The sequence below is a fragment of the Chloroflexia bacterium SDU3-3 genome, from assembly GCA_009268125.1.
Taxonomy (GTDB): Bacteria; Chloroflexota; Chloroflexia; order Chloroflexales; family Roseiflexaceae; genus SDU3-3.
Genome location: WBOU01000006.1, coordinates 127,835 through 141,042, shown reverse-complemented (window position 1 = coordinate 141,042; position 13,208 = coordinate 127,835). Strand labels below are relative to the sequence as shown.

At 68.6% G+C, this 13,208-nt stretch carries 13 protein-coding genes; 5 read left to right on the top strand and 8 right to left on the bottom strand.

The window, feature by feature from the left end; translation table 11 throughout:
* Positions 1 to 3: 3 nt before the first annotated feature.
* Positions 4 to 858 carry a UTP--glucose-1-phosphate uridylyltransferase gene (locus F8S13_11725; protein ID KAB8142915.1) on the bottom strand — a complete coding sequence of 285 codons (855 nt, stop codon included), beginning with the start codon at positions 856 to 858 and terminating at the stop codon, positions 4 to 6.
* 443 nt (positions 859 to 1,301) lie between these two features.
* On the opposite strand from F8S13_11725, the gene F8S13_11720 reads away from it, so the two are divergent.
* On the top strand, positions 1,302 to 1,676 hold the full coding sequence (locus tag F8S13_11720) for a peptide-binding protein (GenBank protein KAB8142914.1): 375 nt from the start codon (positions 1,302 to 1,304) through the stop codon (positions 1,674 to 1,676).
* A 75-nt stretch (positions 1,677 to 1,751) separates the two neighbouring features.
* On the opposite strand, the gene trpD is transcribed toward F8S13_11720, so the two are convergent.
* Entirely contained in the window at positions 1,752 to 2,771 is a 1,020-nt protein-coding gene (trpD, locus tag F8S13_11715) for an anthranilate phosphoribosyltransferase (protein KAB8142913.1), read from the bottom strand.
* A gap of 32 nt (positions 2,772 to 2,803) precedes the next feature.
* Positions 2,804 to 3,388, bottom strand: coding sequence for an aminodeoxychorismate/anthranilate synthase component II (locus F8S13_11710; GenBank protein ID KAB8142912.1), 585 nt, complete (start codon positions 3,386 to 3,388; stop codon positions 2,804 to 2,806).
* Between the two features lie 272 nt (positions 3,389 to 3,660).
* Here F8S13_11710 and F8S13_11705 point away from each other — a divergent pair, with 272 nt between their 5' ends.
* From F8S13_11705 to F8S13_11695, 3 genes are read left to right on the top strand one after another with little or no spacing between them, the layout of a single operon-like run.
* Entirely contained in the window at positions 3,661 to 4,050 is a 390-nt protein-coding gene (locus F8S13_11705; GenBank protein KAB8142911.1) for a hypothetical protein, read from the top strand.
* A gap of 57 nt (positions 4,051 to 4,107) precedes the next feature.
* On the top strand, positions 4,108 to 5,826 hold the full coding sequence (locus F8S13_11700; protein KAB8142910.1) for a signal peptidase I: 1,719 nt from the start codon (positions 4,108 to 4,110) through the stop codon (positions 5,824 to 5,826).
* A gap of 5 nt (positions 5,827 to 5,831) precedes the next feature.
* Positions 5,832 to 6,218: a hypothetical protein gene (locus F8S13_11695; protein ID KAB8142909.1), complete on the top strand. Its 387-nt coding sequence runs from the start codon at positions 5,832 to 5,834 to the stop codon at positions 6,216 to 6,218.
* On the opposite strand, the gene trpE is transcribed toward F8S13_11695, so the two are convergent.
* The 3 genes from trpE to F8S13_11680 all read right to left on the bottom strand — a co-directional run bounded on the left by trpE (position 6,215) and on the right by F8S13_11680 (position 9,299).
* Positions 6,215 to 7,702, bottom strand: coding sequence for an anthranilate synthase component I (gene trpE, locus F8S13_11690; protein ID KAB8142908.1), 1,488 nt, complete (start codon positions 7,700 to 7,702; stop codon positions 6,215 to 6,217). The two genes, F8S13_11695 and trpE, sit on opposite strands and share 4 nt — an antisense overlap.
* 156 nt (positions 7,703 to 7,858) lie before the next feature.
* Positions 7,859 to 8,869 (bottom strand): tryptophan--tRNA ligase, encoded by a 1,011-nt coding sequence (gene trpS, locus F8S13_11685; GenBank protein ID KAB8142907.1) that lies wholly within the window; start codon positions 8,867 to 8,869, stop codon positions 7,859 to 7,861.
* A 37-nt stretch (positions 8,870 to 8,906) separates the two neighbouring features.
* Positions 8,907 to 9,299 (bottom strand): tautomerase family protein, encoded by a 393-nt coding sequence (locus tag F8S13_11680; GenBank protein ID KAB8142906.1) that lies wholly within the window; start codon positions 9,297 to 9,299, stop codon positions 8,907 to 8,909.
* A 756-nt stretch (positions 9,300 to 10,055) separates the two neighbouring features.
* Here F8S13_11680 and F8S13_11675 point away from each other — a divergent pair.
* On the top strand, positions 10,056 to 10,469 hold the full coding sequence (locus F8S13_11675) for a hypothetical protein (GenBank protein KAB8142905.1): 414 nt from the start codon (positions 10,056 to 10,058) through the stop codon (positions 10,467 to 10,469).
* Positions 10,470 to 10,527: 58 nt separating this feature from the next.
* Here F8S13_11675 and F8S13_11670 read toward each other — a convergent pair whose 3' ends face one another.
* Positions 10,528 to 11,184, bottom strand: a complete 657-nt coding sequence (locus tag F8S13_11670) for a Crp/Fnr family transcriptional regulator (GenBank protein ID KAB8142904.1) — start codon at positions 11,182 to 11,184, stop codon at positions 10,528 to 10,530.
* Positions 11,185 to 11,319: 135 nt separating this feature from the next.
* Positions 11,320 to 12,642 (bottom strand): MFS transporter, encoded by a 1,323-nt coding sequence (locus tag F8S13_11665; GenBank protein KAB8142903.1) that lies wholly within the window; start codon positions 12,640 to 12,642, stop codon positions 11,320 to 11,322.
* Positions 12,643 to 13,208 lie beyond the last annotated feature (566 nt).

The window sequence follows — 13,208 nt, the reverse complement described above, 5'->3', positions numbered from 1 at the left end:
CAGCTACTGGGCGGACTCGATCGTGCGGGTGGCCAGCAGCTCGACGAGCATGGCCAGCACCTCGTCGCGGGCGCTGCCGCCCAGGGCCAGGGCCAGCTGGGCGGTGAGCAGGCCGTACTTCACGCCCACATCGTAGCGGCGGCCCAGGTTGGCCAGGGCCAGGTAGCGCTCGTGCTTGGCCAGCGCATCTAGCGCGGGCGAGAGCTGGATGGGCGCGCCGCCCGCCTCGGCCAGCTGCCGGTCGAGGATGTCCATCACCTGCGGCGTCAGCACGTGCATCCCGAAGAAGCACAGGTAGTGGCCCACGCGCAGCCCGGGCACGTTCAGCCGCTGCTCGGCCTCGGTGGGCGTGGGCTTCTCGGCCACCTGATCCACTAGGTAGAGGTTCTGCTGGCCAGCCACCAGGTGCCCGCCGACCACGCCGTAGTAGGGCAGCAGGCTCTCGCGCGAGGGCTGCACCGCCGAGACCGCGCAGCTCTCGGCGCGGGCCAGCTCGACCAGCTGCTGGGCGCAGCCCTTGGCGGTGTGGCTCATATACAGGTGGTCGCCCACCAGGTGCAGGAAGGGCTGGTCGCCCACGAAGGGGCGGGCGCACAGCACCGCGTGGCCGTAGCCCAGCGGCTCGGCCTGCTCGATAAAGCGCAGCCTGCTGCGGTACTCGCCCGCAGCCTCGGCAAACGAGGATGTATCGCCAGGGGCGACCACCACGCCGATCTCGTCGATCTCGGCGCTGATCGCTTCCTCTACAATGATCTGGAGCACCGTCTTGGCGGCCCCGTCGCGGTCGACGAGGCGCTGGAGCGGCAGGGTGCGCTGGTTAGGCGCGGCGCTGGTGATAACAGCTTTTGTTACGTTCACAGTAGCTCTCCACTTCTGGCACACTTGGCCAAATAGTACCATATTGCGGCAAGAGGGATAGAACTTGGGCCAAAAAACGGTATACTCAGTAGTACGCGGCGCAGCAAGCTTGTGGCTCGGGCCTTTTCCAGGGCGTACTGCCGACTGGCCTGTGTGCATGGCCTTGTAGCGCGGCGCTCGCTGGCTGGCCCATGGGCGGGGCGCGCAGCTGGGCAGCGCAGGCTCCCGCTCACGGGTGTCACTCGGCGAGGCCCGCTGGAGACATGCGGCAACCTGTACGATCGATTCGCAACCTAATGGTACGGAATCCGCTATAGAGCAAAGGGATGGCTTATAGCAGCATCTCGTGAGAGCTATGATGCGCCCTACATCATTGGCTGCTACCGTTCCTGTAGGGCCACGCGATCGCGGCGTACAGACAGACGTGTGAAAGAAGTACCACTATGACCCTGATACTTTCACTACCCGGACAGCGTGCTCGTGTGACGACACCATATCAGATGATCTATCCCAACCCGCTGACTCTCTGCGCGGGCGAGGTTGTGACGGTGGTGGCCAACGATGCCCAGTGGCCCGCCTATGTGTGGTGCACCAACGGCCAGGGCCTGGGCGGCTGGGTGCCCGAGAGCTACCTAGAGATCCGCGGCGACGCGGGGCAGGCGCGGCGCGACTACGACGCCCGCGAGCTGACGGTCGATATGGGCGAGATCTTGGTGCTGCTCGATGAGGAGGGCGGTTGGTACTGGGCCGAGAATGGCTGCGGCGAGCGGGGCTGGGTGCCCAAGAATCACCTGGAGCTGATCGCAATGACGGGCTAGAATCGCGCCAAGGCGGCGTGCTGTGCGGCGGGCGCACCCACCAGCTGGGTGCGCCCGCCGCGTGTGTGTGGGGCGCTAGCCCTGCGCGCTGGCCGCGAGCATGCGCTCCAGCCGCTCGTGGGCGCGGCCCCCATCGACGCTGGCGGTGGCCAGGGCCAGCGCCTCGGGCAGGCTGGCGGCTAGGTCGGCGGCGTAGATAGCGGCGGCGGCGTTCAGCAGCACGATGTCGCGCTTGGGGCCGCGCACCTCGCCCGAGAGGATGCCGCGCACCAGCGCCACGTTCTCGGCCACGCTGCCGCCCAGCACGGCTTCGCGCGGGGCCGCCTGCAGCCCCAGGTCGGTGGGGGCCAGCGGCTCCCACTGGCTCACCTGGCCGTTGCGCACCTCGTAGATCAGGTTGGGGCCGGTCAGGGCCAGCTCATCCAGCCCGCCGTTGCCGTGGATCACTAGGGCGTGGGCGCTGCCCAGCCGCGCCAGGGCGTGGGCCAGCTTCTCGGCCAGGGCCACGCTGGCCACGCCCAGCACCTGGTGGCGGGCGCGGGCTGGGTTTGTCAGCGGCCCCAGCACGTTGAACACGGTGCGGATGCCGATCTCGCGCCGCACTGGGCCGACGTAGCGCATGGCCGGGTGGAACTTCTGGGCGAACATGAAGCCGATCCCGGCCTGGCGCAGGCAGCGCGCCACCCCGTCGGCGTCCAGCTCGATGTTCACGCCCAGGCCCTCCAGCACATCGGCGGAGCCGCACGTGCTAGACATGGCGCGGTTGCCGTGCTTGGCCACCGTGGCCCCCGCCCCGGCGGCGATGAACGAGGCCGTGGTGGAGATGTTGAAGGTGCCCGACGAGTCGCCGCCGGTGCCGCATGTGTCGAGCACAGGGCCGTCGAAGGCGACGGGCACGGCCTTGGCCCGCATCACCTCGGCCATGCCTGCGATCTCGGCCTCGGTCTCGCCCTTCAGGTGCAGCGCGGTGAGGAACGCGGCCACCTGGGCGGGCGTGGCCACGCCGGTCATGATCTCTTCCATAACGTCGGCGGCCTGCTCTTGGGTCAGGTGGGTGCCGCGTGCGACGGCGATGATAGAGTCGCGGATGGGCATAGGGAAACTCCGGTCGTTTCAGGGGCGCGGGCCTACGCCTTGGCGGCGTGGCTGTTCTGCGCGAGGAAGTTGGACAGCAGCTGCTTGCCGGCCTCGGTCATGATCGACTCGGGGTGGAACTGCAGGCCCTCCACCGGCAGGTCGCGGTGGCGCAGGCCCATGATCAGGCCATCCTCGGTCCAGGCGGTGATCTCTAGGCAGTCGGGCAGATCGTCGCGGCGCACGATCAGCGAGTGGTAGCGGGTGGCGGGGAAGGCCTTGGGCAGCCCGGCGAAGATGCCCTTGCCCTCGTTGTGGATCTGCGAGATCTTGCCGTGCATCACGTGGGGGGCGCGCACCACCGCGCCGCCGTAGGCCTGGCCGATCGACTGGTGGCCCAGGCACACGCCCAGGATGGGGAACTGGTCGCCCAGCTCGCGGATGATCGGCACGCTGATCCCGGCCTCGGTGGGCGTGCACGGGCCGGGCGAGATCACGATCTTCTCGGGCTGCAGCGCGGCCACCTCGGCCACAGTCAGCTCGTCGTTGCGCTTGACCACCACCTCGGCCCCAAGCTCGCAGAGGTACTGGTACAGGTTGTAGGTGAAGCTGTCATAGTTGTCGAGCAGTAGAATCATGGTTTTCTCCTTTGCCGCGCGGCTTGTAGGTGCGGCCTGTGTATTGCCCAGCAGATTCTGTTTCCGTTCTGTCATCTACGATATCGCGCCGTGGGTGGATACGGGCGACAGGCTAGTACCTTTGCTCACCTTTCGTCTTCCTGCACCTAGCCCGTTGGGCGTGCGCGGTGTGGACTAATGCCTTGTTGTACTATCGTTTGGCGTAGGACTAGAGTTATCGCTATGAGATCGCCGGATCTCGTAACAACTTTTCGCAAAGAGGATATCCCACCATGAACGTCTCATCCTTCCTCAACATCCGCTGGGTGCTCGGTGCGCTGTTTGCGCTTATCCTCGCAGGTACGGCCTACGGCTTCGCGGCCAGCAACACGGTGCCCACCAGCGGCGCTGGCGATGGCGCGGGCGCGATCAGCGGCTACACTGTGGGCGGCATCACCTATGTGCTGAATGCCACCGACCCCTCGCTGATCGATACGGTGGACTTCACGATCACCCCGGCTGGAACGAACTCGCAGCCGACCACGGTGAAAGTTCAGGTGATCGCCGGTGGCACCTGGTACACCGCCACCCACGGCAGCGGCACGGCCTGGTCGCTCGACCTCAGCTCGGCCAATGTTACGGCGCTCTCGGTCGACTCGCTGCGCGTGGTCGCGGCCCAGTAGCCTCCGCTCTCTATCGCGGCGGTGCGGGAATGCCCGTACCGCCGCACTGGTGTCGCCATGGCCACCCTGCTGCCACGCTCGCTCCGCTCTAGCCTGATCACGCTGGCGCTGCTGGCCGCCGCCTGGCTGCTGCTTGCGCCGACCCAGCTGGGCGGGCAGGTGTCGTGGCTGGTGGTGAACGGCAACAGCATGGAGCCGCTGTACCACCGTGGCGACCTAGTGCTGCTGCGGGCCGAGCCGCAGTACCAAGTGGGCCAGGTGCTGGCCTACCGCCACCCCGAGATCGGCCCGGTCATCCACCGCGCGATCGGCAGGGATGGCGCGCTCTGGGTGTTCCAGGGCGACCACAACACCTTTATCGATCCGTATCGGCCACACACCTCCGATCTGATAGGCCGCGCCGTGCTCTGGGTTCCGGCGCTGGGCAGCCCGCTGATCTGGCTGCGCACCCCGGCGGTCGCGGCGGCGCTAGCATTTGGTATGGGGCTTCTTATGGTACAGATCCACAGCACCCGCAGGCCGGGCCGGGCGCGGCCCACCCCCGCCGCCGCCCGCATCCCCGCGCAGGCTGGGCTGGTGGTGACGGCGGCTGGCCTTCTGCTCTCGCTGGCGCTGGGCGTGGCGGCGCTGGTGCGCCCGGCCCAGCGGGCCACCAGCGTCGAGCTGCCCTACCAGCAGGCCGGGCGCTTCAGCTACACCGCCGCCGCGCCCCCCGGCATCTACGATGGCGGTGCGGCCGCCACCGGCGAGCCGGTGTTCTGGAAGCTCTCCGATACGCTGGATGTGGCCTTCGCCTACACGCTCACGTCCGACGCCCCCGCCGACATCCGTGGGACGGCCCGCCTAGATGCCGAGCTTGGCAGCGCCGATGGCTGGCACCGCACCCTCGCGCTCAGCCCGGCGCGCTCGTTCGCTGGCGGCGCGGTCGAGTTGCGCGGCCAGGTTGATCTGGCCTCGGTCAAGGCCATGGTCGCCGAGCTGGAGCGCCAGGCCGAGCTGCCCAAGCGCGAGTACACCCTGCGCATCCGCCCCACCGTCACGGTCGACGGTGCGCTGGGCGGGCAGCCCCTCCACGAGAGCTTCGCGCCTGCGCTCACCTTCCAGAGCGACGAGTACCAGCTGCGCATGGTGCGCGACCCCGAGCGCGACGCGCTGGCCCCGGCCAAGGCGGGTGCGCTCACCCGCACATCCATCGGCAACGAGCAGATCTTCCCCGGGGTGCCGCTGGGCGTGGTGCCCGCCCGCTGGCTGGCCGCGCTGGGCCTGCTGATCTCGGGCGGGGCGCTGGCGGCGCTGGCTGGCCCGCTGCTGCGGCGGCTGCGGGGCGACCCCGCCGCGCAGATCCGGCTGCGCTACGGCGGCCAGATCTGCGATGTGGCCGCCCCCGCCCGCTCGCTCGCCCAGGCCATCGAGCTGGGCAGCATCGAGGCGCTGGCCCGGCTGGCCGAGCGCTCCGGCGCGCCGCTGCTGCACGAGCAGGGCCCAGGGCAGCACCGCTACTTCACGATCGTCGGCGAGCAGACCTACGTCTACCTTGCCGACGACCCGGCCCCGCCCACGTTTTCCCAGCCGGTCGCGGCAGAGCCAGCCGCCGTGGTGTTTCCATCCTGGCAGGATGTGTTCCTCTCCACCCTTGAGCAGAGCGGCCTGGCATCCGAGGCCAGCCGCGCCGCCGGGGTGAGCCTGGTGGCCGCCTACCGCCAGCGCGAGACCGATCGGCGCTTTGCCAGCGCGTGGGATGCCGCCCGCACCCGCGCACTCGCGCAGCTGAGGTGATACCTATGCCACGCCCGCTCTCCACTCTGCTCTGCTTTGTTGCCGCGCTGGTGCTGCTGGGGCTGGCCTCGGCCCAGGCCGCCTCGCTGACCGTGCCCAGCTCGGGGCTGGACATGGACAGCCGCGCGGTCACGGCCAGCAGCCTGCGCCCGCCGCAGTGCGCCGCGCTCGGCCTCACCTCGCTGGTGGCGGGCGATGGCACGATCACCGGCACGCCGGGCAGCGACCTCATCCTCGGCAGCGCTGGCATCGACATAATCGACGGCGGCGGCGGCGACGACTGCATTCTCGGCGGCGGCGGGGCCGACAGCATCGACGGCGGCCTGGGCGATGATGTCTGCCTGGGCGGCGGCGGCGAGGATGCGATCACCTGCGAGGACGCGCGGCCCTAGCGCCCCAGCGACTCGGCCAGCTCGATGGCGCGCAGCAGCGCCGCCGCCTTGTTGCAGCTCTCCTGGTACTCGGCGGTGGGGTTGCTATCGGCCACCACGCCGCCGCCCGCCTGCACGTAGGCCACGCCATCCTTCACCACCATAGTCCGCAGCGCGATGCAGGTGTCCAGGTCGCCGTTGAAGCCCACATGGCCCACCGCGCCCGAGTAGACCCCGCGCTGCGTGCCCTCCAGCTCGGCGATGATCTCCATCGCGCGGATCTTGGGCGCGCCGCTCACTGTCCCGGCGGGGAAGGTGGCCCGCAGCGCATCCAGGGCGCTCATGTCGTCGCGCAGCCTGCCGGTCACGTGGCTCACCAAGTGCATCACGTGGCTGAACTTCTCCACGAACATAAAGTCGGGCACGCGCACCGTGCCGGGGGCCGAGACGCGCCCGATGTCGTTGCGGCCCAGATCCACCAGCATCAGGTGCTCGGCGCGCTCCTTCTCGTCGGCGATCAGCTCCTCGGCCAGGGCGCGGTCCTCGTCCTCATCTTTGCCGCGCGGCCTGGTGCCTGCGATCGGGTGGGTGGAGACCAGCCCCTCCTCGACGCGCACCAGCAGTTCGGGCGACGCGCCCACCAGCTCGCCCTCGGGGGTGCGGATGTAGAACATATAGGGCGAGGGGTTGATCGTGCGCAGCGCGCGGTAGATCGTGAAGGCGTCCACGCTGATCGGGCGGCTGAAGCGCTGCGATGGTACCACCTGGAAGATGTCGCCAGCGGCGATGTACTCCTGGGCGGCGCGCACCCGCCGCTCATACTCGGGCTGGGGCACGTTGGATGTCGGCGGGGTCGGCGTCTCGCCGCTCTGCGGGCGGATCTTCAGGTTCTGGCCATCCAGCGGGGCCGCTAGGCGCTCGGCCAGCGCCTGGATCTTGGCCACCGCGCGCTGGTACTCGGCCTCTAGGTCGTCGGCGTCCAGGTGCACATGCGTGATCACATTGATCTTGTGGGTCAGGTGGTCGAAGGCCAGCAGCGTGTCGACAAACTGCCACATGCCCAGCGGCATCTCGTAGCCGCGTGGCTGGGGGATGGGCAGCCGCTCGAAGCAGGCCACCGTCTCGTAGCCGAAGTAGCCCACCGCGCCGCCCAGGAACAGCGGCAGGTCGGGCAGGCGCACCGGGCGGTAGTCGCGCAGGTACGAGCCGAGCACCGTCAGCGGGTCGGTGTAGGCCATGGTCTGCTTGTAGCCGCCCTGCACGGCGTGGGCCGTACCGCCGTCGAAGCGCAGCGTCAGGTAGGGGTCGGTGCCGATGAACGAGTAGCGCCCGATGTTGCGCCCGCCCTCGACCGATTCGAGCAAAAAGGCCCATGGCCCCCGCGCCACCTTCAGGAAGGCCGAGACCGGGGTCTCAAGATCGGCGAGGATCTCGCCGTAGATCGGGCAGAGGTTCCCCTGCTCGCGGAGGGCGCGGACATCATCCAGTGTAGGCTTGATCTTCATAAAAGTTGCTCCAGCTGTGGGAGTCGGGGGAGCGCGCTCCCGGTTGGCGTGTGATCAGTCTGCCTGTGGTCGCGTGGCGTGGTGCTGCGTCGGTGTGCGGTGGTGCGCCGGGCGGGCGCGCTCGGGCGGGCCGCCCGAGCGAGCGCGGCTGGCTGCCTAGCGGTAGTAGGTCATGCCCATCGCGTCCTCCATCATCCGCACGGTCTCGGCGGCGATGGCGCGCATCTTGGCGTTGCCGCCCTCCACGATCTCGTCCACCAGGCCGGGCTTGGCCTCGTAGGCGGCGCGGCGCTCGCGGAACGGGTCGAGGAAGGCGTTGATCGCGGCGGCCAGCTTGCGCTTCACCTCCACGTCGCCCACCTTGCCCGCGCGGTAGCGCTCCTTCAGGTCGTTTACCTCGTCGATATTCGGGTTGAACATGTCGTGGTACACGAACACTGGGTTGCCCTCGACCTTGCCGGGGATGTCGGCGCGGATGCGGTTGGGGTCGGTGTACATCCCGCGCACCTTCTGCTCCACGGTCTTGGCGTCATCCGAGAGCATGATCGCGTTGCCCGCGCTCTTCGACATCTTGCCCTGGCCATCGGTGCCCGGCAGCGTGCCCACATCCGGCACCAGCACATCCGGCTCGGGGAAGACCTCGCCGTACAGGCCGTTGAAGCGGCGGGCGATCTCGCGGGCGATCTCCACGTGGGCCTCGTTGTCCTTGCCCACCGGCACCAGGTGCGCGCGCGGCATCAGGATGTCGGCGGCCTGCAGCACGGGGTAGCCCAGCAGCCCGAAGGGCATCTGCTCGTCGTCGATGTGGGCGTTGCGCGCCATCTCCTTCAGGCTGGGCATGCGCGAGAGCCGCGGCACCGTCACCATCATCTCGAAGATCAGGTTGATCTGGTAGATCTCGCGCACGCTCGACTGCACATAGAACGTGGCCTTCTCGGGGTCGATGCCCACCGACAGGTGGTCGAGCACCAGGCTGCGGATGTGCTCTTTCACCTGGGCGATCTCCTCCTTGCTGGGCTTGGTGGTGAGCGTGTGCAGGTCGGCGATGATGAAGAAGCACTCGTACTGGTCCTGCAGCTTCACGCGGTTCACTAGCGAGCCGACGTAGTGCCCCAGGTGCAGCTTGCCCGTCGGGCGGTCGCCGGTCAATATCCGTTTCTGAGCCATGGTTGCTATTCCTTTATCTGGTGCGGCGGGTGCGCCGCTATACGAGCGTCACGGTGTATCCGAGCGAAAGCTCATCGCCGGGCTGGCCGCGGATGCCCCAGTTCTCGCGCGGCGTCTCGGTGATGGTGATCTCCACATCCTGCGGGGCCAGCGCGCAGTCGCGCCAGAGCCGATCGAACAGCGCGCGGATGAAGCGCTTCTTGACGTTGGCCGAGCGGCCCTCGAACATGCTCACCTCGATGATGGTGTAGCGCGCCGAGCGGTCGGGTGGGTAGATGAAATCCTCGGCGTCCAGCAGCAGGAAGCGGTGGAAGCGCTTCTCCTCCGGCAGCCCCAGCGCCTCCACCGCGCAGGCGTGGATAGCGTCCGAGATGGCGGCGCGCAGCGGGCCGAGCTGATCGCGCAGGCCGTAGATCTTGATCTGAGCCATAGCTCACCTTTCAGCACAGCAAAAAGCCCCCGTCCCAAAAAGGGACGAGAGCCGAAAAAGCATCTCGCGATACCACCCTTGTTCGCGCGCCCTCGCGGGCTTCGCGCACTCACCAGGTACGTGGCCCATAGGATGGGGCCGAATACCCTGCGCCCAGGTAACGGTGGCGTCTCCGGCAGGTGCTACTGCGCCGTGCGGCGGTTCGCGCTGCGACTCGCGGGCCCATTCTGCGAAGCGACTCTTGTCGGCTTTTCACCAGACCGCCGACTCTCTGCTTGGTGCGCTACCGCGTACTCTTCCCGTTCAATGTCTTTGCTGCTCTGAACTTCGCACCGAGTATAGCAGCATGTCCCGGCGCTGTCAACACCGCCCAGAGCGCCGTTTTCACCACCAAGGCGCGCGAAAATGGGTGAGGAGCCAGCCCTACCCACCTGGCCCATGCGGCGAAGATGCCGCTCGCGCAAACTGGCCATATGCACGAACACCAGCAGCCAGCCGAGAGCATCGGAACGCCGAACATTGGAGGTTTCGAAGGGGGTACACCCCCAGGCGGGGTTTCTAGGGGCTGGCCCCTAGTCGCCGCCCGCGCAGGGCATCCACCCACCAGCCGAGCAGAGCCGCTTTCATATGCGAAGGGAAGAAGCGTGGCTGCCCCACCCCATCAAAACCACCAGCATCGCTGATTGGCCCGCCCCGCGCGGCGCGCCCAGGCCCTGTATAATAGCGGCAGCACTGTATGCGTGAGGGAGAGAAGCTATGCCAAGCGGGCTTGTGATCTTATTTGTCGGGGTGGCGCTGGTCATCCTCGCCGTGATCGTGGCGCTGTGGCGCTACTGGGACTCGATCTCGCAGCGCTCGCCCGAGGACGAGGCCTTCGACCGGCGGCTGGCCGCCCTGAACGAGCGCCAGTCCAACCGCATGAGCGACCGCTTCATCCGCGCCGACATGGACCAGGAGACCGCCTGGCAGATCATGGTCGAGCGCGGGCGGCGGGCGGCCCAGGGGCGCGAGCGCTACGGCGGCGAGCTAGAGCGCCGCACCCGCGAGCGGCGCGCCGAGCGCCCCGGCGAGCTGGATCGCCGCACCCGCGAGCGCCCTGGCGAGCTGGATCGCCGCACCCGCGAGCGGCGCGCCGAGCGCCCCGGCGAGCGCCGCACCAAGCGGCCCTAGCAACACAAAGCGGCAGGGACGGGCCACAGCGCCCGTCCCTGCCGCTTCGCCGCACCCGCTACACCCCGTGGGCCAGCTCCTCCAGCACCCGCAGGTTCAGCAGGCGGATGGTCGAGCGGTCGATCTCCAGCAGGTGGTCGGCGCGGAACTGGTTGATCACCTTCGTCACCGTCTCGCGGTAGGCGTTCACCATCTCGGCCAGCTGGCGGTGCGACTGGCGCGGGAACTGCAGCGAGTGCGCCCCGTGGCGGTTGGCCAGGTCGAGCAGCAGCGTGGCCAGCCGCGCCGGCACCGACTTGAACGCCACCTCGTCGAGCATGCGGCTCACGCCCAGGCGGTGCTCGCCCAGGTCATCCAGCAGCTCCAGCCCCAGCTCTGGCTCCTGCTGCACCAGCTGGGCCAGCTGCTCGCGGCCCACGCGGTACACGCGGGCGGGCGACTGGGCCTCGGCGAAGGTGTCGTAGCTGCCCGGCTCGCCCACGGCCATATGCCCGAAGATCTGGCCCGGCTGCACCACCCGCACCATCAGCGTCCGGCCCTCGGGGGCCTGCAGGTACAGCCCTACCTCGCCGTCGGTCAGCAGCAGCAGATCCTCGGCCCGCTGATCTGGGGAGTAGATCAGCGCGCCCTTGGGCAGCCGCTCGGGGGCGCGGCCCTGGAACAGCCTGCGCCACGCGCCAAAAATTTCGTTCACCGGTTGCGGTCGCCTTCCCATAGCCTTCTCCCCCATCTAGCTCGCTGTGTGCAATCATTGTACCATAGGGTACGTGAAAACCGCCGCTAGGCAATAGGAAGCCAGTCCCCTTCCGCGCTAGGGCCGCGCGCCGCCTTGCAGCGCCCTTGTGCCAGGCTAGAGCGCCCGGCTGAACACCCAGGCCATGGCCAGCCGCCCCACGCTGGAGATCACGAACAGCACCGCGTAGTGCCCGATCTCCAGCCCGCCCAGGTGCAGCACGGTGCCGCTGAGCGCGGTGGCCAGCACGCCGCCCAGCAGCGAGGCCGCGAAGGTGCCCGCGCCGTTCACCGCGCCGAAGGCCGCCACGTAGGCCCCCCGCCCCTCGGCGGGCGCGCGGTCCATCAGCAGGTTCATCAGCCCCTGGTTGATGCCCGGCCAGAACACCCCCGAGAAGATCGAGGTGAGCCAGACCGGCAGCAGGAAGTCGGGGGTGGAGAAGACCCAGCCCCACGGCAGCGCCACCGTGCCCAGCACCGAGATGATCAGCACCGTCTTGTCGCCAAACTTGTCCTGCAGCTGGCCGATGTAGGGCTGGGTGAACAGGTTGACCGCGCTGGTGGCGATGCCGAACAGCGCCAGGGTCTGGTATGACACATGCAGGTTCTGCAGGCCGTAGGCGTTGAAGAACGACGAGGCCACGCCGGTGGCCACCGCCCAGCCGGTGGCGGCCAGCGTGAACGAGCGGAAGCGCGCGTGGCGCAGCGGCGCGCTGAACAGGTTGCCCACGCGCAGCTGCTCGGCGCGCCGCTGCATGGGCGGCTCGGGCTGCAGCGTCAGCACGCAGCCCGCGATGATCGCGAAGACCACCGCCACGCTGAAGATCACGGTGTAGCCCAGCGGCTCGCTGCCCGCGCCCCGGAAGTGGTCGAGCGCCATGCCCGCCAGCCATGTGCTCAGCATCACGCTCACCGCCGCCACGGTGTTGCGCACGCCGAAGTAGCGCCCGCGCTCGCGCGGCGGCACTAGGTCGCTCATCCAGCTGGTCCAGGCGTTCGAGCTGATGCCCATCACGGCCTGCGAGGCCCCCAGCACCACCAGGAAGGCCAGCAGCTGCCCCGCGCCCAGCCAGCGCATGAACGGCAGCGCGGCGATGATCGCCCACAGGCAGCGGCTCACCAGCGCGCTGTAGAGCACCATCTGCTTGCGGGTGCCCCAGCGCTCCTCCAGGTACGCGCCGATGAACTGGAACAGCTGGCCCAGGAAGGGCAGCGCGCCCATCACGCCCAGCTCGAAGTCGCGCGCGCCCAGCAGCAGGGCGAAGCCGGTGACGAACGCGCCGGTGGTGATGCTGATGTGCACGTTGGCCAGCGCGCCCTCGATGGTGGAGCAGCGCAGGCCGCGCCGCACCTCGGCGGGGCTGAGCGGGGGCCGTTCGGCGGGGGATGGTGGGGCGGGCGGGCGGGGGCGGGCGGGGCGGGGGCGTGCAGGAAACCGCATATGACCTCGTTGTGCTGCTTCATGGCAGAAGAAACGGCGTTGGCAGCCGACAAATGTGGCACCATCTTACCCGTAGCGGCCACATTTGCAAGCGGCCTGGGTATGAGATTCTGCTGATGGCGCGCTGACCCTCGCCCAGGGCCGCTGTGCTCTGGTTCGGTAGTATGGTTCTACCGCCAGGGCATCAAGACACCAAGGGGCAAAACGACCCCATGTGCCACGAAGCCGCTGCTTCCTGCGTGCTTCTCTTTCATTGCTGGCGGTGGTGCTTGTGCTATGAGTGGATGCCCTGCGTGGGCGGCGGAACCTCCGCAAGGGGGCCGCGCCCCTCACATGGTGTCGCTTTTCCCGTCGGCGCTGGGCTTTTTTCCATGAGCGATGGCGGTGGTAGATGTTTGTTGGGTGGATGCCCTGCGCGGGCAGCGCCTAGGGGCCAGCCCCTAGGAACCCCGCGAGGGGGTGTCACCCCCTTCGAAACCCCCAATATTCGGCGTTCCTATGCTGTTTCTTGGTGGCTGGCCTTCGTGCATATGGCCATCAAAACCCGAGCGGCACCTTCGCCGTAT

Bases quoted from the DNA above. Each gene is read 5' to 3' on its own strand.
- trpD (KAB8142913.1), bottom strand. From the start codon at position 2,771: ATGCCCATCCGCGACTCTATCATCGCCGTCGCACGCGGCACCCACCTG.
- F8S13_11675 (KAB8142905.1), top strand. From the start codon at position 10,056: ATGCCAAGCGGGCTTGTGATCTTATTTGTCGGGGTGGCGCTGGTCATC.
- F8S13_11710 (KAB8142912.1), bottom strand. From the start codon at position 3,388: ATGATTCTACTGCTCGACAACTATGACAGCTTCACCTACAACCTGTAC.
- trpS (KAB8142907.1), bottom strand. From the start codon at position 8,869: ATGGCTCAGAAACGGATATTGACCGGCGACCGCCCGACGGGCAAGCTG.
- F8S13_11680 (KAB8142906.1), bottom strand. From the start codon at position 9,299: ATGGCTCAGATCAAGATCTACGGCCTGCGCGATCAGCTCGGCCCGCTG.
- F8S13_11700 (KAB8142910.1), top strand. From the start codon at position 4,108: ATGGCCACCCTGCTGCCACGCTCGCTCCGCTCTAGCCTGATCACGCTG.
- F8S13_11720 (KAB8142914.1), top strand. From the start codon at position 1,302: ATGACCCTGATACTTTCACTACCCGGACAGCGTGCTCGTGTGACGACA.
- F8S13_11670 (KAB8142904.1), bottom strand. From the start codon at position 11,184: ATGGGAAGGCGACCGCAACCGGTGAACGAAATTTTTGGCGCGTGGCGC.
- F8S13_11665 (KAB8142903.1), bottom strand. From the start codon at position 12,642: ATGCGGTTTCCTGCACGCCCCCGCCCCGCCCGCCCCCGCCCGCCCGCC.
- F8S13_11695 (KAB8142909.1), top strand. From the start codon at position 5,832: ATGCCACGCCCGCTCTCCACTCTGCTCTGCTTTGTTGCCGCGCTGGTG.
- trpE (KAB8142908.1), bottom strand. From the start codon at position 7,702: ATGAAGATCAAGCCTACACTGGATGATGTCCGCGCCCTCCGCGAGCAG.
- F8S13_11705 (KAB8142911.1), top strand. From the start codon at position 3,661: ATGAACGTCTCATCCTTCCTCAACATCCGCTGGGTGCTCGGTGCGCTG.